The organism is Mesorhizobium sp. B2-4-15, assembly GCF_006658505.1.
Classification (GTDB): Bacteria; Pseudomonadota; Alphaproteobacteria; order Rhizobiales; family Rhizobiaceae; genus Mesorhizobium.
Genome location: NZ_VFUZ01000008.1, coordinates 166,964 through 188,192, shown reverse-complemented (window position 1 = coordinate 188,192; position 21,229 = coordinate 166,964). Strand labels below are relative to the sequence as shown.

General features: G+C 62.9%; 15 protein-coding genes and 1 pseudogene. 6 read left to right on the top strand and 10 right to left on the bottom strand.

All coding sequences use genetic code 11. From position 1 onward, the window contains the following. Nucleotides 1-69: 69 nt before the first annotated feature. From FJ930_RS12465 to FJ930_RS12455, 3 genes are all read right to left on the bottom strand, one after another. Entirely contained in the window at nucleotides 70-720 is a 651-nt protein-coding gene (locus tag FJ930_RS12465; protein WP_141837907.1) for a dihydrofolate reductase family protein, read from the bottom strand. A 129-nt stretch (nucleotides 721-849) separates the two neighbouring features. Then, the gene (locus FJ930_RS12460; protein WP_181763359.1) at nucleotides 850-1,680 is read right to left on the bottom strand and encodes a protein-L-isoaspartate O-methyltransferase; all 831 of its coding nucleotides are present in this window, start codon (nucleotides 1,678-1,680) and stop codon (nucleotides 850-852) included. A 49-nt stretch (nucleotides 1,681-1,729) separates the two neighbouring features. Further along, nucleotides 1,730-3,094, bottom strand: coding sequence for an Nramp family divalent metal transporter (locus FJ930_RS12455; protein ID WP_141837905.1), 1,365 nt, complete (start codon nucleotides 3,092-3,094; stop codon nucleotides 1,730-1,732). Between the two features lie 484 nt (nucleotides 3,095-3,578). Between FJ930_RS12455 and FJ930_RS12450 the strand changes: the two genes are divergently transcribed. Together FJ930_RS12450 and FJ930_RS12445 are read left to right on the top strand one after the other, a co-directional pair. Beyond that, nucleotides 3,579-3,863 carry a hypothetical protein gene (locus FJ930_RS12450; RefSeq protein ID WP_140744435.1) on the top strand — a complete coding sequence of 95 codons (285 nt, stop codon included), beginning with the start codon at nucleotides 3,579-3,581 and terminating at the stop codon, nucleotides 3,861-3,863. 304 nt (nucleotides 3,864-4,167) lie between these two features. After that, nucleotides 4,168-4,398, top strand: a pseudogene (locus FJ930_RS12445) (ATP-binding cassette domain-containing protein); the annotation flags it as partial. A gap of 53 nt (nucleotides 4,399-4,451) precedes the next feature. On the opposite strand, the gene FJ930_RS12440 reads toward FJ930_RS12445, so the two are convergent. Then, nucleotides 4,452-5,369 carry an NADP-dependent oxidoreductase gene (locus FJ930_RS12440; RefSeq protein WP_141837903.1) on the bottom strand — a complete coding sequence of 306 codons (918 nt, stop codon included), beginning with the start codon at nucleotides 5,367-5,369 and terminating at the stop codon, nucleotides 4,452-4,454. Nucleotides 5,370-5,992: 623 nt separating this feature from the next. On the opposite strand from FJ930_RS12440, the gene FJ930_RS12435 reads away from it, so the two are divergent. From FJ930_RS12435 to FJ930_RS12420, 3 genes are all read left to right on the top strand, one after another. Then, a complete protein-coding gene (locus FJ930_RS12435; protein ID WP_141837901.1) occupies nucleotides 5,993-8,542 on the top strand; it encodes a caspase family protein in 2,550 nt (849 codons plus the stop codon). A gap of 516 nt (nucleotides 8,543-9,058) precedes the next feature. Beyond that, nucleotides 9,059-10,159, top strand: coding sequence for an OmpA family protein (locus FJ930_RS12425; protein ID WP_141837897.1), 1,101 nt, complete (start codon nucleotides 9,059-9,061; stop codon nucleotides 10,157-10,159). Nucleotides 10,160-10,199: 40 nt separating this feature from the next. Then, a complete protein-coding gene (locus tag FJ930_RS12420; protein ID WP_246676887.1) occupies nucleotides 10,200-11,405 on the top strand; it encodes a caspase domain-containing protein in 1,206 nt (401 codons plus the stop codon). Between the two features lie 47 nt (nucleotides 11,406-11,452). On the opposite strand, the gene FJ930_RS12415 is transcribed toward FJ930_RS12420, so the two are convergent. Beyond that, nucleotides 11,453-11,989 carry a hypothetical protein gene (locus FJ930_RS12415; RefSeq protein ID WP_246676886.1) on the bottom strand — a complete coding sequence of 179 codons (537 nt, stop codon included), beginning with the start codon at nucleotides 11,987-11,989 and terminating at the stop codon, nucleotides 11,453-11,455. Nucleotides 11,990-12,202: 213 nt separating this feature from the next. Between FJ930_RS12415 and FJ930_RS12410 the strand changes: the two genes are divergently transcribed. Continuing rightward, the gene (locus tag FJ930_RS12410) at nucleotides 12,203-12,706 is read left to right on the top strand and encodes an OmpA family protein (RefSeq protein WP_140744450.1); all 504 of its coding nucleotides are present in this window, start codon (nucleotides 12,203-12,205) and stop codon (nucleotides 12,704-12,706) included. An 86-nt stretch (nucleotides 12,707-12,792) separates the two neighbouring features. Here FJ930_RS12410 and FJ930_RS12405 read toward each other — a convergent pair whose 3' ends face one another. From FJ930_RS12405 to FJ930_RS12385, 5 genes are all read right to left on the bottom strand, one after another. Further along, complete coding sequence (locus tag FJ930_RS12405; protein WP_141837893.1) at nucleotides 12,793-14,403, bottom strand: caspase family protein; 1,611 nt, start codon at nucleotides 14,401-14,403, stop codon at nucleotides 12,793-12,795. A gap of 356 nt (nucleotides 14,404-14,759) precedes the next feature. Beyond that, nucleotides 14,760-17,204 carry a M23 family metallopeptidase gene (locus FJ930_RS12400; protein ID WP_141837891.1) on the bottom strand — a complete coding sequence of 815 codons (2,445 nt, stop codon included), beginning with the start codon at nucleotides 17,202-17,204 and terminating at the stop codon, nucleotides 14,760-14,762. Beyond that, nucleotides 17,201-17,695, bottom strand: coding sequence for a DUF1036 domain-containing protein (locus tag FJ930_RS12395; protein WP_141837890.1), 495 nt, complete (start codon nucleotides 17,693-17,695; stop codon nucleotides 17,201-17,203). The genes FJ930_RS12400 and FJ930_RS12395 overlap by 4 nt, the downstream gene beginning before the upstream one ends. Before the next feature lie 13 nt (nucleotides 17,696-17,708). Further along, on the bottom strand, nucleotides 17,709-20,354 hold the full coding sequence (locus tag FJ930_RS12390) for a serine/threonine-protein kinase (protein ID WP_141837888.1): 2,646 nt from the start codon (nucleotides 20,352-20,354) through the stop codon (nucleotides 17,709-17,711). Further along, the gene (locus FJ930_RS12385) at nucleotides 20,351-21,130 is read right to left on the bottom strand and encodes a protein phosphatase 2C domain-containing protein (RefSeq protein WP_140744454.1); all 780 of its coding nucleotides are present in this window, start codon (nucleotides 21,128-21,130) and stop codon (nucleotides 20,351-20,353) included. The genes FJ930_RS12390 and FJ930_RS12385 overlap by 4 nt, the downstream gene beginning before the upstream one ends. Nucleotides 21,131-21,229: the final 99 nt, after the last annotated feature.

The following is a 21,229-nucleotide window of genomic DNA, read 5'->3' as shown; positions in this document are numbered from 1 at the left end:
CGCCGCCCCTCATTGCCCTGCCGGGCGTTCGTCGGGCGGCGCAAACGTTCAAGGCAAAAGCCCGATCTGCTACTTCCAGTTCCTGCGCCGCTCGAGCTCGGCGTCGGATGGTTCCTCCGTGACAAAGGAGCCGGTCTTGATCTCACCGCCGCGCTCATAAGTCGCCATGATAATGCCGGTGGTCGACGTTAGCGACTTGGTGAGCTTGAAGGCGGCGGGCAGCGCGTTGTCGCCGAACAGCCGCTTGCCCTTGCCCAGCAACAGCGGGAAGATCATGAGCCGGATTTCGTCGATCAGCCCGTTGGCGAGCAGCGTCTGGATGAGATTGCCTGATCCCTGGATCAGCAGGTCAGGTCCGTCTTCCTGCTTGAGTTCCTTAAGCCTTGCAACGACATCGGGCCCAAGCCACTGGGTGTTCTGCCAGGTCAACGATTCCGGACGGTGCGTGGCCACATATTTGGTCGCCGGGTTGAAGGCATCGCCGATCGGATCTTTCTGATACGGCCAGTACGCGGCGAAGATGTCGTAGGTCCTGCGGCCGAGCAGCAGCGCGAAGGGTCTGGAGAACAATTCTTCCATGACCGTGCCCGCCACCTCGTCAAAGTAATGGAACGTCCAGCCGCCGAACTCGAAGCCGCCGACAGGATCCTCTTCCGGACCGCCCGGCGCCTGCATGACGCCATCGAGGCTGACGAAGGTGGCGGCGATGATCTTTCTCATTGTGCTCTCCCTTGTTCCATCCACGCCGTCGCGGCCGGACTATGGCCCAAGGACGGCCGGCGCGCGGCCATCCCGACACGGTTTGCCAAAAATTTTGCGCAAGCCGGTATCAATCCGCCCGTTGCCAGCTCAAGCGCCGGGATTTTTCGACGAGAACCAGACATCGCCGAAAATGGCCGTGGCGGTGCGGTCCGGCGCCTTGTCATGCGTCAGCCAGATCGAGCGGCTGCGCGCGGCCTGGTCGCGCGTCGGGATCTTGGCGGCGGGGTCCACGCTCGACGCGCCGACGCAAGGGATGAACCAGGAGCGCATGAACGGTTCGCACGCGAAGCCTTTTCCGGTGCGGGTCACCATCACCGCGAACGGAACGCTCTCGGTCGGGCGCCAGGGAAAGATCATGCGGCCGCCCGGCCGCAGCGCCTTCAGCCATCCGGCCGGAGGTGCGACGACGCCGGCATTGACGTAGATGATGTCGGATGGCGGCAGGGACGCCGTGACGGCGTCGCCATGGACGACGGCGACGTTGTCATAGGCTTCGAGATTTTTTTGCGCGCGGCCGGCCAGGTCTTTGTCGAGCTCGAAGGCGGTGACGCTGCCGCCGGGCGCGACAAGTCTGGCCAGCAGCGCCGTGTAATAGCCGGTGCCGGCGCCGATATGCGTGGCGGCCTCGCCGGGTCTCGGCGCCAGTTTCCCGATCCACATGGCGTGCAGGAACGGCTCGCCATTGTTGATGCCCTTGTCGGCATCGAGCGCCACCAGCACGTTCTGGTAGAGGTGGACCGGATCGGAGCTGGGCGTGGTTATCTTGCCCTTGCCGGCGATGATCGTCCACGGCCCCGGACCGAGGAAGGCTTCGCGCGGAACGCTGGCGAACACGTCTTCCAGCCGCGGGTCCGATGAGGCGGCGTTGGCGGCCATCAGCCGTGCATAGAACTTTCTGGCGTCTTCGACATTGGTCATGACCCCCGGGAAGATAGCGCGATTTTGCGCTCTTGGGACCGGGTGGACTTCAGCCCATCCCGAACATCGTGTCGTAGAGCAGCTTGAAATTGAGCACCAGGATGATGGCCGCGACCACCCAGGCCAGCGCGGCGACCGCGCGCGGAATGGCAAGACTGCCCATCTTCTTCCGGTCGGACACGAACTGCACCAGCGGGATGACCGCGAAAGGCAGCTGCATCGACAGGATCACCTGGCTGAACACCAGCAACTGGCCGGTGCCCTTCTCGCCGTAGAGCGCGGTGACGGCCACGACCGGGACGATGGCGATGCCGCGCGTCAAAAGCCGGCGCGCCCAGTTGGGGATGCGCAGGCGCAGGAAACCTTCCATGACGATCTGGCCGGCAAGTGTCGCCGTCACCGTCGAGTTCAGGCCCGAGGCAAGCAGCGCGACGGCAAACAGGATCGAGGCGATGCCGAGGCCCAGCAATGGCGACAAGAGCTCGAAAGCCTGACCGATCTCGGCGACATCCTGGTGGCCGGTGCTGTGGAAGGCTACCGCCGATACGATCAGGATGGCGGCGTTGACGAACAGCGCCAGCATCAGGGCGATGGTCGAATCCGCCGTTGCCCATTTGACGGCATCGCGTTTGCCGGCGTCGGTGCGTTCATAGGCGCGGGTCTGCACGATCGACGAGTGCAGGTAGAGATTGTGCGGCATGACCGTGGCGCCGATGATGCCGATGGCGATATAGAGCATTGCCGGGTTGGTGACGATTTCCGAGGACGGCACGAACATCGAATGCAGGATCGTGCCGGGCGGCGGGGCGGCAACGAAAATCTGAATGGCAAAGCAGCTGAAGATGATGATCAAAAGCGCGACGACGAAGGCTTCGAGATAGCGAAAGCCCTTGTTCATCAACAGCAGCACCAGGAAGGCGTCGAGCGCGGTGAGCACGGCGCCGCCGATCAGCGGAATGCCGAACAGGAGCTGCAGCGCGATCGCCGTGCCGATCACCTCGGCCAGATCACAGGCGATGATGGCGAGTTCGCAGGCGATCCACAGCACGAAATTGACCGGGCGCGGATAATAGGCACGACAGGCCTGGGCGAGGTCGCGGCCGGTGGCGATGCCGAGACGGGCGGCCAGCGCCTGCAGCAGGATCGCCATCAGGTTGGACAGCATGATGATGAACAGGAGCCTGTAGCCGAACTGGGCGCCGCCAGCGAGGTCGGTCGCCCAATTGCCGGGATCCATGTAGCCGACCGAAACCATGTAGCCGGGACCCATGAAAGCGAACAGGCGGCGGGACCAGGCGCCGGAACTCGGCACCGCGATGGAGGAATTGACCTCGCGCAGGCTGGGCTGGTCGTCCTCTTCGGGCCTGGCTAACCGCCATGCGGATCGGGAGGCTGTGGCTTCGGCTTCAGACATGAAAAAGGACTTTCCGCGAGACTTGGCGATCTTCGCTTAAGCTATGCCACGGCTCAACATTATGCAATATGCTATATTTCATTGTCGGTGCTTTTTATCAGGTATTTTGCCGGAGGTGGCGGACAGGCAATCGGATTCGATATCGGGGTCGAAGAATTGCCCTAGATTCCGACGGGAAACCCTCTATCGCGGCAATAACGCTCGAGCGTATCGACCGAAGCCTGGAGATCGGCGAGCGCTACATAGGTGTCGGGCCGCAGGCACGCTCGGCGAAGCCTCACAGCGGCGGCGCGAGAGCGCCAGAAGAGGGGGCCGGGCCGTCTGGTCAACCCGGCACGATTGTGATTCACGGCACATCGAACCAGAGATATGCGCCGACGTGGCCCAGCATGTTTGTTTTTTCAACGGCTTGGAACCGATCCCTTAAGTTCACGTTTTTTCACCAGGTCACCTTTTGTTGAAGGACCCAACGGAGGATATTCAAATGAACTTCAAGGTGCTCAGCTTGGGCGCAGTTGCGCTCGCAATGATGAGTAGTGCTGCATTAGCCGCCGGTTCCGGCACGTCCGCACTCGATGACCCGGCCAAGATGTCGCCGTTCTTCACTGACGCCGGCATGAAAACATTGAGGACCGAAGCGGATTTCAAGACCGCCTGGATGGCCATGAAACCGGACGAGCGTACGGCTGTGTTGAAAGACTGCGGCGATACCACGCTTAACAAGGCCCACGCAGAATTCTGCGCGATGGCCAAGAAAATGGGCGGCTAGGTCCAGGGCCCGTCTCGATCAAGGAAAGCCCAGCCCGATCGTCGAGGAGAGTGACCGTCCAGATGAACGAGCTGGGGTTCCCCGCGCTTTTAGGGCAGAACGGGCTCATCGCCTGTTATGACTCTCTCTCGTGTCGTCCCTGACGATACGGCTTAGGATTCCGATCGAGGCCATATCCAGTATTCCGATCTAATGCAGAACTGACGCACAATCCGACAACGTAACGGATGTCGCGCACGGCACTACATCGTGGCTTCCTGCTCCAGTCCCGGATCGAGCGTCACTATGCCAGGAGCAAGGTGCGATGACCGCCCAAGCCATCATTGAAGCCAGGGCCGTGTCCAAATGGTACGGCCAGTTCCACGCGCTGAAGGACATCAACCTGACCGTCCACAAGGGTGAACGCATCGTCATCTGCGGGCCTTCAGGCTCCGGCAAGTCGACATTGATCCGCTGCTTCAACCGCCTTGAGGCGCATCAGGCCGGCGAGATCGTCGTGAACGGCGTTGCCCTGCATGGCAAGATGAGCAACGTCGCACCAGCCGCGTCCACGCCACCATGAACCATTGATGGGCGCGTGTCGCTCGCTCACGGACGAACGCGGATGACGGTCTTCCCGTTGCGTCGCTCGGTCGGGTTGAGCGCGGCGACCGCATCGTCGAGGGTCGCGATGTTGCCGATATTCGTCCGCAGTCGTCCGTCTCGCACCCGCTGGACGATCTCGCTCAGTTGGGCACGATCGGACTCGACGACGAAGTCGACCGCCAGGACATCCACGCGCCGCGCCTCGGCCGGTCCGACGGCACTCACCAGCGTACCTCCGGCTCGGATCAGGGCTGCAGACCGCTTCTGGATGTCGCCCCCGATGACATCGAACACCAGGTCGACTCCGCCGACATCTCCCAGGGCATCGTTGTCGAGGTCGACGAACTCGTTCGCGCCGAAGTCGAGCGCCTTCTGACGGTCGGCGGCGCGACCGGTGCCGATGACATAGGCGCCGGCCTCTCGTGCAAGTTGCGTCACCATCGAACCGACCGCGCCGGCCGCGCCGTGCGCGAGGACGCTCTGTCCCGCCCGAAGGCGGCCATGCTGGAACAATCCCTGCCACGCGGTGAGGCCCGAGATCGGCAGGCTCGCGCCCACCGTGAAGTCGATGTCGCCCGGCAGCGGCGCAAGGTTGCGCGCCTCGATGGCTATGTACTCGGCCAGGGTGCCGTCGCGGTACCAGTCGGCCAGGCCGAACACCCGCTGTCCCGGCGACAGACCCGTGGTGCCATAGCCGAGAGCGATGACAATTCCGGCGAGCTCGTGCCCGGGAATCGACGGTGTTCGGTCACGGTCGCGGCGATCGGTCCAGGTCGAGGGCCACGCCAGTTCAGTTGGGACGAATCCCGACGCATGAACCTGAACGACGACGTCGTTTATCGCTGCCTGCGGCTCAGGCCGCTCCGCCAGCTTCAACCCGGCCGTTCCCGCAGCCTGGTCCGTCACTACGATTGCTTTCATGATTACCTCCTCAGACACGGAATAGTCTCACTAGATCATCGAGATCATCATCATCTAGATCATCGCTCCCGAAATCCCAGCGCAGCCTCTGAAAGGCGCCGTAGTCAGCCAGACCGGTGGCCGCAGCAAGCATCAGGCCTACGATTGCCGCTGCAATTGCTACGTCGGTCTGGCGAGCACGAGAGGCGAAGCATGCCGCAACCTATTGCTCAGCTCGTTGCGGCTTAATGGCCTCCGGCGTTTGCCCGCTCTCGAGCTACCTTGCAATTCGATCTCGACCGCGCCGCGTCGGACGGGCATTCTCATGGACGTTCATCCGCTCCTTCCGAGAACCGCCGAATCTTCGACAAGTTCAGACGCCCATGTCGGGATCGGGTGAACAAGCTATTGAAAGCGCACAGCCAGTGCCAAGCACTCTCCGGGCCCGACGTCGAATTCGCCCAGGCTTATTGCGGTACCCACGCCACTGGGTTATTTTAGCAGTTGATTGGGTGCGGCATCTGCCAGCCATCGCGGGTGCCTTCGTGCCTTGCCGTTTCGGCGGATGTGAAGTCTTTAACGGACCGCGGCGTCACGAGCTGTGTCTTGTGGCCCGACAGGTCACCAGCAGTTAAGGATGAGCCATGCTGCGATGTTGTGCGTTCATTGCGGCCCTGATCCTCGCGAGCTTCACGGCGTTCCAAGCTTGCGCTGATCGAAGGGTTGCGCTTGTCATCGGCAATTCCGAGTACCGCGAAATTCCGGCTCTGAAGAATCCGGAGAAGGACGCCGACGACGTATCGAACACCTTCCGGCTGGCCGGATTCGACGTGTTCGTCGCCAAGGATCTCACCAAGATCGAATTCGAAAAGCAATTCCGCAACTACCTTGCGGCGGCGGACGGCGCTAATCTTGCTGTCGTGTACTATTCTGGCCATGGGTTTCAGATCGGCGGTGAAAATTTCCTGATCCCGGTCGATGCATCGCTCAGGAACGCGGCTGACATTGAGGTGCAGGCCGTAAAGCTCGATGATGTGCTGCAGCAGTTGCGCGCGAAATCGAAGATCCAGGTGATCATCCTCGACGCCTGCCGCAACAATCCGTTTCCGCGCAAGGACTATTGGTTGCGAGACCAGCTGATCACTGCCGGCGACACCGGCCTTGCGCAGGTGAGAAGTTCGCTGAACACGCTTATAGCCTTCGCCACCGAACCCGGTGCTGTCGCTTATGACGGAAGTGGCGATCTCAGTCCTTTTTCCTCCGCCTTCTCCCGTCGCGCGCTGGCGCCGAACCAGGAGATACGCTCGGTGATGGCGGCCGTTCGCCGTGATGTGGTCGAGGCTACGGCCGGCAAGCAGGTGCCTTGGGAAAACTCATCGCTGATCGACGAGGTCGTCCTTATGCGTCGCACCAGCCGGCCCGCACTGCCGCCGGTACTGGAAAAGGTCGTGCCGTCTGGCGTCGGCCCCGTCGCGCTCGACCTGCCGGAGCCGGTCGATGTCGATGGCGGCGCGGTCACCGTCAGCATCGAGAGACCGCCGGCATTGGGGCGTCTGATCTTGGATGGCAAGCCGGTAGCGGCGGGTCAGCCGATCGCCGGCAAGGATCTCCCGCGATTGGAGATGGAGGTGCCCAAGGGTGCTGGCGCTCAGGAAGAAGTCGACATGCTGGCCTATGCAACGCGCGACAATTGGGGCGGCGAATCGCAAGGCATCCTGGTGTTCCGGGTCAAGGATGGGGAGGGCGCCGAGGGCAAGCAACTCGTGGCCTCGCTCGAGTCCGAGCAGAAACAGGAAGTGGTGGAACGAGGCATTCACATTACCGGCGCCGCCGAAGCGATCGAAAACCGTGACGTACAGGTTCCCGTCGGCGTGGGCCCGGTTCCCTTGAAGCTGGATTTCCCGACCAAGGATCCCGCGGTCAGCCTGAAGCTTGCGAGCTACCCGGCAACCGGCACGCTATCCCTGCCGGATCGGACCTTGTCTCCGGATTCGAGCCTGATGGCCGATGAAGTCGACCACCTGCGCTACGAACCCCAGATTGGCGCCGTCAAACCACTGATAGTCGGCTTTGAAATCAGGGCTGACAACGCTTCGTCGAAGCCGGCGACGATGAAGCTGTCACCAACCGTCGATGCCTGCGATAGGGAGGCCGGTGAGCCTCTTGACCTGCAGGGCGTCGTCCCCGGCCTGCTGCCGAACCAAATCAGCAGCAACGCCGTTGACGTCTGCCGGGCGGCGGTGAAAGCCTATCCGGACGTCGCTCGCTTCCGCTACCAGCTCGGTCGGGCGCTGCTTGCGGTCGGCAAGGTCGATGAGGCCAAGAAGGCGATCCAGGAGGCTGCCGACAAGGGGCACGTCCGCGCGGTGTTCGAGCTTGGCTACCTCAACGCGACGGGAACGGGCATGCCCGTCAATCGCAAGCAGGCCAATACCTTCTACGCTGCAGCGTCCGACAAGGGGGACCCCTATGGGATGACCTCGTGGGGCCGCGCCTTGTTCAACGGCTACGGTGTCGAGCGTGACAGCACCAAGGGGCTGGACCTGCTGCTGAAGGCGGCGGCGATGGGGCACACCTATGCGATGAACGATCTTGCGGCGATCTTCACGGAAGGTCGCAATGGCGTGCCTGCCGATCCAGCTCGCGCCGTGGCCTTCCTCAAAGCTGGCGTCGAGCGACAGGACATGTATTCGATGAACTTGCTCGGCCGCAATTATCTCGCCGGCACGGGGGTCGAGAAGGACCCGAAGACAGCACTCTCGCTTTTTCAGAAGTCCATGGATCTCGGCCAACCCTATGCCCCCGGGAGCCTTGCGCGCATGTACAGGGACGGTGTCGGCGTGCAGCAGGATCTTGCAGAAGCACAAAGGCTATTCGAGCTGGCGACCGATCGCGGCGATCAGTCGGCCGCGTATGACCGCGCGGCTCTGGAGATGCAGAGGGGTGACAAGGCGGACCAGGCCGTGGCGGTGCGTTACCTTGCTTTCGCCGCCGCGCTCGATCTGCACAACGAAATTCCGGATGCCAGGAGCAGTCTGGCGAAGTTCGGAGCCAAGGCCAAGACGGCGGCTCTGAAGCGGATGCGTGAGGACCTCAAATCGAAGATTTCGGCGGACGGCACGTTGGACGATCGACTGGTCAAGACAGCCAGGGCGGTCTGGGAACAAGCCAACCCGCGGCGGGACTTGTTCTGATCAATGTGGAGGCAATACGGTGGGCTGGGCATCGAAAAAACACGCAATCGTCGCAGCGATCCTATCAGGCGCTCTGGCTGTCGCGGGGTGCACGACCGTGACGCCCAGAGCCGAGCCGACCCCCACGGTGAAACACAAGACGAAGGTCATTCGCACGACGACCGCGCCAAAGGTTGTCGTTGCCAAGAAACTGATCAAACCCGTTGGGGAAACACCTGAATCTCCGCCCCCGGTCTTACCGGTCATAGGGGGCGGCAATAGTGGTGGCAATAGTGGTGGCAACAGCGGCGGAAACAGCGGCGGCGGCGGTGGCGGCTGGGGAGGCTGACCAAAAGTTTCACTGAACTCGCTGATCGCCGCGCTCGGACTGTGACGACGCTCTCGCAGTGGATGATTGCATGGCATGCGTCTTCAACCGCGCACGACGGCTAGAACCGCTCGCCAAGCAAGGGCGAGTGCTCTATGCTCCCGTCTCGTGCCGGTATCGAGATCGGGTAGTCCTGGCGGGGGCGTTCCATGTTCGAAGTCGTAGCATTCTGGCGCAAAGCGCGGCCGAAGTCCGCTGACCGGCGAGTTGGGCTGATCGCCGTGCTGCTCGGTTTGCTCGCCTTCGGTGTGCAAACCGCGAGCGCCGCGGCGAACTGGACGCTCGATCCTGCCGCCTCGGTGCTCACCTATCAATCGGTCAAGAAGAACACGATCGTCGAGACCAACAAGATCAGGAACATCACCGGCACGCTGAGCTCCGCCGGCGACGCCAAGATCAGCTTCGATCTCAATTCCGTCGACACGGGCGTCGACCTCCGCAATGTTCGCATGCGCTTCCTTTTCTTCGAGACATTCAAGTATCCGACGGCCGAGCTGACGGCGAAGGTGGACCCGGCCGCATTTGCCGACTTGCCGGTCAAACGCCGGATCAAGGCAACCATGCCGTTCCGGCTGAGCCTGCACGGCGTCGACAAGGATCTGGAGGCGAGCGTCGTCGTGACCATGATCAGCGACACTCAGGTCTCCGTCGCTTCCGAGGCTCCCGTCGCGGTGCATGTCGAGGATTTCGGCCTGCTGCCGAACGTCGACAAGCTGCAGCAGGCCGCCAATGTGACGAACATAGTGCCCACCGCCTCGGTGTCCTTCGATTTTGTCTTTGCCGCGGATGGCAGCAAGCCGGCCGCGGTGCAGACCGTCGCTGCTGCCGCCGACGTCGGTCCGGTGGCCACCGATGCCGCGAGGACCAATTTCAGCGATGAGGAGTGCCTCAACCGGTTTGCCGTGCTGTCGCGCACCGGCGCCATCTACTTCCGCCCGGCAAGCGTCAGGCTCGATGCCAAGAGCCGTCCGCTGCTGGCGGAGGTCGAAGGTGTCGTCGGCAAGTGTCCAACGCTCAAGGTCGAAGTGTCCGGCTACACCGACTCCGACGGATCGCCCGAGGCAAACAAAACGCTTTCGGAACGGCGCGCCCAGGCGGTTGCCAATGCGTTGGTCGCCGACGGCGTGCCGCGCAGCCAGATCAGTGCCGCCGGCTATGGCGAGGATCGGCCGGTTGCCGCCAACGACACACCAAAGAACAAGGCGCTCAATCGGCGGATCGAATTCTCCGCCACGAAGCTCGCGAACTGAGGTCGGGGTGGGCTGCCGTCCAATAGCGTTTTGCGCCGGCTTGCTTCGCGGCGCCGGTCTTGCCGCCCTTGTCTTGCTTTTGACCTTGACCGCCGCCAGCGCCGAGCGCCGGGTCGCGCTCGTGCTCGGCAACTCGCAGTACCAGCACGCCGCGCCGCTCGCCAACCCCGTGCGCGATGCCCAGGCGATGGCCGAGCGCTTGCAGAACCTTGGTTTCGAGGTGATCTCCGGCTTCGACCTCACCAAGCAGCAAACCCAGGCTACGGTCGCCCAGTTCGCCAAGCAGGTGCGCGGCGCCGATGTGGCGCTTTTCTTCTATGCCGGCCACGGCTTGCAGGTTTCAGGCAAGAACTATCTGCTTCCGGTGGATGCCGCGCTGGAGGACGAGACCTCGCTCGACTTTGAGACCGTGTCCGTCGATTTCATCCTGCGCCAGATGTCTCGCGAGACAAGCATAAGGCTGGTGTTCCTGGACGCATGCCGCGACAATCCGTTGGCCGATGTGCTGGCAAAGACCGCGGGCATCAAAGGTGCAAGCAGCGGTCTTGCGGAAATTCCGATCGAGAATGGCGGCGCGGGAACGCTTGTCGCCTTCGCGGCCAGTCCCAACCAGCTCGCCTATGATGGCTCCGGCGACCACTCGCCCTTCACGACGGCATTGCTCCAGCACATTGGAGAATCAAATGTCTCCATCACCGAAGCGATGAACAGGGTGACCAGCGACGTCTTCAAGGCGACCGCCGGCAAGCAACGCCCCTGGATCAATGTTTCCTTGACCACCGAGGTTGTCCTGCACAAGGTCGATCTCAACGCGCCGCTGATCGTCGGCGAGGCCAGCGTTCCGCCGGCTGAAGCCGGCTCCGGAACCCGCAACACCGGCGCGTCGTCAGGCCAGGCCGACGACCAGCTTGCGCTCGATCTTCTACGCGCGAAAATCCCTAAGCTCGCGACTGACGGCCCGATTCTTTTCGATCGTCCCGTCAAGTTCGGCGACCCGGCGATCGACGGCAAGAGCATCGCCCAGTTGATCAGGAGCGAACCACTTTTCAGTCCGGTGGAAGGCCTCGACAAGTCGGTTTGGGAAGGCAAGCACTGCGACACCTGCCATGAGTGGAACGAAGCAAGATTGTGCGAGCAGGCGAAGAATTTCGCCGCCAACGACGTCTCGGTCCTGCGCCTGCAGCATCCGCTCGGTACCCGCTTCAAGGTCGCTCTGGCCAGATGGGCACAAGGCGGTTGCCGCTGATACTGGCCTGATGCCAGCTGACGGCGAGTAGGGATCGGCGAAAGCCGTTACGCCTCCATCTCCGCCATCTGGATGCCCATTTCGACAAAGGCGGAAAGCACGGTGAACCGGTCGTCCTGCGAGGCGCGGGCGAGCCCGGCCAGAATTCCGGCATTGACGGCGTGGGCGGCAGGAAATCCGGTCGATACCATGTTGAGGGTCGGCTCACGCCACACCGCCGCCAATGCGATCCAGGCGGCCGGCGTCGCCGGCGGCAGGTCCAGGGCATTGCTCAGGGCGGCTTGATGGTGAGGATTGTCAGGTTCGCCGACGCGGTCGTGGACAAGCGCCAGCAATTCCAGATCCCCGTCCGCGAGGAGTTCAACGAGATTGCTCAGGCATTCATGTCCCCACCAGACGGCGGCTCGCTCGGGCAGGAGATAGGCGCAGAACGTGACGGCTTCTTCCGGCACGCGCCCGGCAAGCAGGGCACGGCAAAAGTCAAGCGGCGGCTGACCGGTGGCCAGCGATTTCATGTCCCTGGCGATGGCGGGACAAGCAAGAAACAAATCCCGTGCCGTTCTGTATCCGAGTTCATTGGCCATGGCTGCCACACCCCGAGAGCCAGCGGAACAGTACTGAAGCCTGTGGCCGAGCGCCGGTCAAGTGTCAGTCTTTAGCAGGTTAGCGGCCACGAGCAGCGTGCGTTTGTTCACAGACAATCGCTTCCCGATTTGATATGATACGCGCCAGCGAAATCCTCTCGGACAGGAGTGACGGTCATGCGATGGGGCAGTTCAGCCTTGGCATTGGCGGCCATGCTTCTTTCAACGCACGTCTCCGCCGATCCGCTTCAGAAGTCGGAAGACATTGTGAAGTTCTTCGCCGGCCAGCCAGGCAATCTGGGCGCCTCGCGTGGCATCTGCGTCGGCACGGAGGAAGAGTGCAAGAGCAAGGCTGAGAAGACTGGCTCAGCTTCACAAAAAACCGGTCTCGACATGATGATCAATTTCGCCCTTGATTCCGCGCAACTCGACCAGATCGCGCGCACCGAACTCGACGAGTTCGCCAAGGCGCTGAAGGACAATCGGCTGAAAACGTTCAGCTTTGTCGTTGAAGGTCATACCGATGCAACCGGCTCGGATCGCTATAACCAGGACCTTTCGCAGCGAAGGGCGCAGTCGGTGGCGGCCTTCCTGACCGCGAACGGCGTGGAATCTACCAGGCTCGAAGCAATCGGCCTTGGCAAATCGCATCCGCGCGTCGCCAATCCTTACGATCCGGTCAACCGCCGCGTGGAAATGCGCATCAGGACCGAATAGGCGATTGCCGGTAGGCCGATCCGTTAAAAGCGATACCGTCAAAGGCGAGCCCGTCCAAATGTTGGCTCCCCTTTGACTGCCTGTGATCAATATTTCATCGCGCCGCCGATCACGACGCCGCTGCCGAAGATCAGCGCCCTGGTGAGGAAGTTGTTGTTGTCTCTCGGCGGCGGCTCGTCGCGCATGACGATCTCGCTGTAACGCCTGCGCTCGACAATCTGCTGTTGCATGCGTGGTTTCCGCCGCGCCACTGGCTTCAGGGTGCGGGTCTTCTGCACGGCCGGTTTCTTCGGCTGCGCCCCCGTCCGAGCCTGATCCGCCGCATTCTCGGTGAGCACCGTATCCATCCTGGGGTCGGTCTGAAGAACCAGGAACGCCAGCTGTTCGCGTGTCAGAAAGGTGGTCGGCGGCAACCCGTTCCTGGCCTGCCAGACACCGATCGCCTGGCGCGTTCTCGGGCCGATATTGCCGTCGACCTGACCAAGCTCCGCACCCAGCGCTTCGATGCGCAACTGCAGATCGATGCGGCGGTTGCGATCGAGACCGATTGCGCTTTCCGTCAGGTCGGTGCCTTGCGTCTGTTTCATCTCGTCGGTGACGCCCGTCGAAGTGCGAACGGCCGAGCCGGGATTTGCATCCGATGCACTCGCGCCCAGCGCCGCAATCCGCTTGCCCGCTTTTGGATCCTTCAGCTGGTCGATGTCGAGCCTCGCCACCGTCGCGAAGCGGCCATTCGGGAACTGGTCGAGATACGCCTGGTAATAGGGAATCGCGTTCTTTTTCGAAGCCTCGTCCCAAAGGCGCTGCTCGATCTCCCAGGACGGCTGATCGCTGGCCACCGGCGCAGGGCCGGGCGAGGCCGTGGTCTTGGCTTCGGCGATCGGCGCCGCCGCGGATTGTGCCGCCGATCCGCCAAGGAAAACCTCGCGCCCCAGCGATGCGTTGTGCCATGGGCGCTGCCGGCCTTGCGTGGCTTCCGTCACGTCGCCGCGCACGCGCGTCAGCGCGCTCTGTATCTCGACCCCCGGCTCGGTCAGGTGCTTGGCCAACGCCAGCGAGTAGGGGCTGTCGACGCCGTTTCCGTCGAAAGCGGTAGCGCCGGGCTCCGTCGCATAGGCAATCAAGACACCACCGCTGCCGACGCCGTCTGCCTTTGCTTCCACCGGCGCGAGGCCGGCGCCGAGCGAGCGGCTCTTGGGCAGCGCCGCGGCCAGCGTGCGCGCCAGCGGATTGTCGCGGCAGGCATCGAGAATGATGATGCCGACGGCGGGATCAGCAGGCAGCGCCGCCATGAACTCGTCGATCTGAACCGTGCGGGTCTTGAGATAGGCGGGTGAGGTCAGATCGGCATCGACCGGTATGAGATAGTTCCTGCCGTCGACCTGCATGCCGTGGCCGGCGTAGAAGATGACCGCGAGGTCCGCGTTGTAGGATTCTTCGGTGAATTTGCTGATCAGGCCATGCATGCCGGCAATGTCCTGGTCGACGCCTTCGATCACGTCGAAGCCGGCGTTGCGCAAGGTCGACGCAATCAGGTGGGCATCGTTCGCCGGGTTTGGCAAGGCAACGGCGTTGACATATTTGCTGTTGCCGATGACCAGCGCGACACGCTTGCCCTCGACGGCTGCGGCCTGGACGCCGAAGGCGGCGAGGATGGAAAAGACAAGTCCGCTCAAAAGGATGACAAAGAGTTTCATGGATCAGCCCTCCGCCCAACGGGGCGCGCTATTGACGTCTGCGCATGCTCAATTCGTCAGCGACAAAGTCGCTTCTGCCAAAAATGGCTCTCAGGCTTATGTGACCCCGACCACGGTTTAGGTTCACGGGGCGTAGCTGGGCCTCTGCAAATATTCGCCAATGCGCCAGCCGCCGGCGCCAAAACCGATCGGCTAAGTCAGGCGATCGTTGCCTCGAGCCGAGACGATCATTAGGGCAACTCCAGGAAAATCGTGAAACGGCTTTCCCGGGAAAAGCGCATCGCGCCTTCTCTTGGGAATTGCCTCAAAACAAAGAGATAGAGCGGTTCACCGTTTCCTTGAAACGGTGAAATGCGCTAGCCTGGCCCGGGCGTATCCTGGAACGAATTGAGCAGGGTCGCTATTGCCTGCTTGTATTTTTCGAACTCCGGCGATGTCTGCCTGAGTTCGGTCGTGGTCGTCGCCGGCTGGCTTGCATCCGTCAAAACGCGCGGCGCTTTCTGTCCCATCTTCCGTTCGGCCCAGTCAACGACATAGCTGGCGGTCTTGCCGATGAGGAACGGGTTGGCCTCGATCACGGCCGAGCCCAGAACGGCGCTCAATTGCGACGAGCCGGACGCGGCCAGCACCTGGTGCGCTCCCTCCATGCCAAGGAAGTGGCAGAGGTAAAGGCGCCCTGCCGTTATCTGGTGGCCGCGGGCGCGCAGATAGGCCTCGCCTTCGCGCGCGAGGTTACGCACCATCTCTCGCGACAACGTCACGTCATAGCGAAGCGCGAGCAGGTCAGCGGTCGAGAGCGAACGGGCAAGATCGGGACGATAGGTGTTCATCATCCGGATCCAGGTCTTGGTGATGAACTGGCCGGCGCCGGTTGCTGACGAGTTGGGGTTCTTGGCACGGGCGCTGCCGCCGCTTTCGACATGCACGATCCGGTCGGTCAGCGTCTCGACGGCAGAATCGCCAGAGCCGCCGGCCCCGCCGGAGTTGCCGGAATCAGCGCTGGCAACCGTGGTGACCGTCCCGAGGGGATCGATCGCTTCGCCGTTCTGATAAAGCTCGAAATGCAGATGCGGTCCGGTCGACAGCCCGGTTGTGCCAATATAGCCGATGACGTCGCCGGCCTTCACCTTGGTGCCGACGCCGCTGGTTATGGCAAATTTCTGCATATGCGCGTAGCGCGTCTCGCGCCCGTTTGAATGGGCGATCTTGATCAGATTGCCATAGCTGCCGCCATCGCCCTGGAAACTGATCTCGCCGTCAAAGGCGGCCAGGATCGGCGTGCCGATTGGAGCCGTCCAGTCGACGCCATTGTGGATTCTAACCGTGCCGAGGATCGGATGCTTACGGGGGCCGAAGGTCGACGTCATCACTCCGCTCACTGGCGTGACCATGCCGTTGATGACGGTCAGCGAACGAACCTGATCATCGCCGGTCACGCAGGCATACTGACCGTCGCTTTGCTGGAAGACGAAACAGTCGAGGTTCTTGTCCTTACCCAGCACGCCGACGTAAAGCACCCGTCCGGAGATATCGCCCTGGCCGCGCGGCGTCTGCGAGTAGATCAGCACCAGGCGCTGGTCCTCGCTGGCGAAAGCGTCCAGATCCTGTCCTCTCGACAGATACATGATCGCTTCGCCGATCACGCTGGTCGGCACCTTGTTGCGCGCCGCGGTCGAGTAGATTGCGTCGAGCAGGCGATACTGCCGCTTGGGCCCGCCCTGATCCGAGGCACCGGAATAGTTGAAGAGGTCCTCGCGGACCCAGGGGTCGACGCCTGAAATGAAGGCGCCCGCGGCGTTGCGCGCCAGCGTACCGACGTAGACGTTCCTGGCGTAGACGGAGACCTGCATCAGCGACATGGTCGTCGTCTCGCGGTTCGGCCGGAAACCGCGCAACGCGACCACAAAACCGGGCTCAAGCCCGTCGCGGTTGAACAGCGCTTTCAGCGCCTCGCCCGCAAGCCTTGCGTCGTCCGCGGAGAAATGCGCGTCGAGCACCACGCTATCCAGGCTGCGGTCGTTGAGGATTTTCACGAAAGTATCCTCCGTGGCCTCGAAGCGCTGATATTCGCTGATGACGGTCTCGACGGTGGTGTTGTTCTCGATCGCGGTTTTCTTGAAGGCGGGGAGCGCTGCCTCGCCTTGGTCGATGGTCTCGCCCCAGCCGGCCTCAGGATCGTCTGCGTCGGCTTTGGGTGCCGAACTGGCGGGGATCGCGCTCTCTTCCGGCGGCGCCTGCAGGTCGTTCGCCAGATCGCTTCGTTGATCGTTGGGCGCCACGGCAGGTGCGGGCGAAGTCGGCTGCTGACCGTCCGGTGCTGCGGCGGAAGGCTTCGGAGCAGCCTGCCGCTGCGCCTGGAAAAAGGCAAAATCCTCCTGCGTCGAGGGGATCGTCGTCATGAACTTCTCGCTAGCGCTCAGCATCACGTCGGACAGAATCTCGATTTGCGGCGAAGCCCCGGAAGTGTCGAGTTCGGCCGGGCGCGCAACGGTATGGCCCTTCGAGGCGGTGTCGGCATCGGGCGCCAACGTGATCCACATCGGGTCGCCGGCAAGGTCGATGATGGCCGGCACATAGACCGAGGCGTCGGGCGGCACGTCTTCCATACCTTCGACGGGATGCAGTTCTTCATCCTCGTCGCCGAACGACCAGTCATCCTTGGTCAGATAGAAGCCGGTGGCGATCGCGACGATGGTGAGCGCGGCAATACCGGCAAGAAAGCGGCGCCAGAATTTGCGTCTGCGCTCGGTCTGGCGCGCCAGCTTCTTCCGTTTGAAGCTCGTGTCGATGCTGTGCGTCACGGGCTGTTTCCGGTCAGGAAATAGGTCCAGCGCACCTGCTCGAGCGTATCGACCTCGACGAAACGCGCCGCGATATGACCTCGCTGCCAGCACTCTTCGATGCCACGGATAGAGAAGCGGCGCCGATCGATGCACATCTCAGTCGATCCGCCGAGGATCGCATGGCCGAACACATCGGTCGCGTACAGGTAGATGTACCGGTTGGTCAGCTCCTCGCGGATGACGTTCACGCATTGGTTGGCGCCGATGGTCCACCAGCCGTCGGTCTGGTCGGCATTGTCGACCTTCTGTCCAACGGCGAGATTGACGACGTCGAGCGTCTGGTTGCAGACGGTGAATTCGGCGTGCGCGCTGTTGGTCGAGAGGATAAAGAGCAGCGCCGTGCCGAACGGCGCGGAAAATGCCGCGCGGGCGGAGAAGCCCAGCAAGAATCGAAACCAGCCTGTGCGTGTCAAAGCATGGCGAAATGACTGCAGGTAGCGACGGTCCATCGGCGTTTCATATCTATCCGCCGAGCCGGAAATACTTGGCGGTGGCGGAAAACTGCGAACCGTCGGCCTCGATCTCCTCGAGGATCCTTGGCAAAAGCTCGGAGGCCGGTGTCGGTCTTGAGAACATCGCGGCCTGAATGTCCCGCGGTCCGGTGATCACCAGCATGATCTGCGGCAGGGCCTTTCCGGCCGCCTTGTCGGCGGCGCCTAGGCCGATCGGGATGCTGAAGGTCGCCTTGTCGGTTTGCGCCACCATGCGGTCATCGAGGTTGAAGGCGATGCCCCTGTGATCGATTAGCATGACGTTGGAAACGAGCCCGCCATGCGTTACCAGCGCGCCGGTGATCGGCGCGCCATCCGCCACCGACGTCCGGTCGAGAACGAGCTCAGGCCTTTCCACCTGGTTCCGGTCGAGGAAGCGCAGAAAGTTGGTCACTTCACACTGGGGCTGCTCGATGAGACGGACGCTGATGTCCGGCTCGAGATGAAACTTCGTCTTAAAATCATTGAGCATCTGCTCGAAGGGCTGCACGGCTGTTGCAAAGCCTTCGATAGCGGCGGCGCTGTCTGTTGCCGATGTCAGCGACGCGTAGAAACAGTCGCCGCCGCTGAAGTCGCGCACCCATGAAGCGCGTTGCGCCGTCTCGTCGGCCGCTTTCGCCGGCGGAAGCGCCGGCTTGGGCATGTTGATCGCGACTTCGGTATTTCCGGGCTGTGTAGTCACCGGCGGCTGCGGCTGCTGGGATGGCTGCGCTGTCGGTGCCGGCTCTGGTGGCGCGGTTGGTGGCGTCGGTCGGCTGGCGGTCGGGGTCGGGACCGCCGGTTTAGCCGGCGGGCTGGTCGGCTGCGCCGGTAACTGGCTCTCCGAAGTCGGCGGCGAGGAAGCCTTAGGCTTGGCCAATTTGGAAAGCATGTCGACGAGATCCGTTGCGCTGGGTTTTGTTGCCGGCGGGTTTGCACTTTCCCCGACCTTCGGCACCGACACGGGCGGCGTTTGGGCAGGCTTGATCTCGACCGGTGGTTTTTGCGCCTGACTGTTGTTGGCCGTGAATTCGGGCTGGGCCGCCGGCGCCGGCTTCCCTACGGGCGGCGCGACAGGCTCCAGCTTGTCGGTGGTCAGCGGCCGGGCCGCCGGCGCCTGCTCGGCGGGCTGCTGTGGTTCTGTTGCCGGCGACACCTCCGGCCCGGGGGTCGGTGCGGGGATTTCGGCGGGCTTGGCCGGCTCCGGTTTCTGCTCGCCCGCCGCGTCCGCCTGGTTCTCGGCCGGTATTGGGGACTTCACCTGTGCATCCGGCAAGGCAGGTGGCTTCATTGTCCCGACAGGGGCAGCGCTGTCAGTTTTTGACGGCTCTGGCCGAGGCTGCACCGGTGATTGCGGCTGAGGATTCGATGTTTCCGGCTGCGGCGTCTGGGCCACCGGCCTGGGGGCTTCCACAGCGGGTTTAGGCACCGGCTTCGGCGTCAGCGGTTTGAGTCTCTCGTCGGCCGGCGGGGGCGCAAGGATCCCACTGAAGTAAAGGCCGCCCCCCAACAGGAGTGCCAGCGTCAGGAGGCCGCCAGCGATAGCCGGCAGCCGCGACGACTTTCGCGGCGCAGCCGGCATGGGCGCGCTGGCCGGCGCGGGCGCTGGCGTGGGCCTTGGCTGCGACAGATGCGCCGGCCGCACATGTTCGACGAAGCGCTGTTGGCCCGGAGACGCCGAAGGCTGGGGCCTGGACTCGGACAGCGCCGTCCAGCCGGCGCGCGGTAAACCCGAGCGTTCACGCGAACCATACGATGCCGGCGGCAATGTCACATCGACATCCTCGCTACGCGTTGCCCTGGCGATCTCGGCCATGCTGGCCGGCCGATCGCGCGGATCCGGCTGCAGCATCGCGCCGATGAGCTCGTGGAAATCGGGATCGATGTCGGACAGGTCCGGCACGGTCCGGCGTTTCTCGATGACCTCGTACTGCGTGCCGCTCATATCGAGCGGCTTTCCGCGCAACGCGGCGGCGAGCACCAGTCCGAGGCTATAGATATCGGACTGCTCGCTAACCTCACCGCCATAGAGGCCGAGCTGTTCCGGCGAAACGTAATTGTATTTGCCAGCGAACTTCCCGCCGATCAGCGTTTCACCGCCTGCGGCCGCCGATCGAGCGATGCCGAAATCGATGATCTTGGCGCGTTCCACCCGCCCGCCAGGCAGGATGATGTTGTCCGGCGAAAGATCGCGGTGAACCGCGCCCGCCTGGTGCACCGCGGCGAGCCCCGACGTCAGGCGATGGCAAAGCCGCCGCACATCTTCCCCCGGCATCGGTCCGCGACGCATCACGTCGAATAGTGATTGGCCGTCCACGAACTCCATCGCGAGATAGGGCCGGCCGATCCTCGGATCGATGGTGAAGACGTGATAGCGCACCACCGCGTCGTGCGACAGATGGTTGAGGATCGAGGCTTCCTTGCGGAACAGCGACAGGATCGTCTGGTCGCGGGCGAATTCGGGCAATACGATCTTGATCGCCACATGGTCGCCGGTTTGGATGTTGTGGCCGCGGTAGACTTCTCCCATGCCGCCGGATGCGATCCTCTCGTCGAGTTCGTAAATGCCGCTGAGCTGCGTGCCGACGCCAGCATAGGTGACGTCTGTCGATATCCGGGTCTTGTCGTCGTCGCTCATCTCGCCAGGCTCTCCGCTCCGGACCGATCCGAATGGGGCGCATCGCTGCGCCCGCCGCCGATCTTCACGAGTACGATGGTCACATTGTCGGTTCCGCCGCGTGCCAGCACAGTCTCCAACAGGTGCCGGCACGCCGCCTGCGGTGTTGCGGATCTCACCGCGGCTTCGATCTCGGCGTCGCTGACATGCGCCGTCAGTCCGTCGGTGCTCAGAACGAAAACATCCCCCGACATCAACTCGCCCTGCTGGAAATCGATCTCGAGCTCATCGCTGACGCCGACGGCATGGGTGATGACATGGCGGCGCGGCCAGGTAAGTGCTTCCTCAGCGCTGATCATGCCGCGGTCCAGAAGTTCCTGGACCTCGGTGTGATCCTTCGAGACCTGAAGGATCACGCCGTTGCGGACCAGATAGATGCGGCTGTCGCCGGCCCACAGGCCGGCGAACCGTCCGTCCATGGCAAGCAAGGCCGCGAAGGTGGAGCCGATGGTGATGCCGCGTGAGCGAGAGATGTTGCGGATCTCGGAATTGGCGCGGCTCAGCCGGTCTTCGAAGCGCGCGCGAAGGTCCGGTGCCGAGCTCGCGATGCCGATCGTCGCCAGATGATCGACGATGCTGGCCGATGCGACCTCGCCGGCCTCATGCCCGCCCATGCCATCGGCCACCACCCAGAGACCGGTCTGCGGCTCTATCAGGTAGTTGTCCTCGTTGTGGTCGCGCACGCAGCCCTTATGGCTCACGCCGAAGCTTTCGATGGGAAGGACGGCAGTGCTCAATTTGCCACCAAGCGCTTCGCGAGCGTCCTCTGCGACCAAGCATGGGCAGCGCGCCCAGGCTACTTTGCCACAAGCGCATAGATTAGAGTACCGAAATGA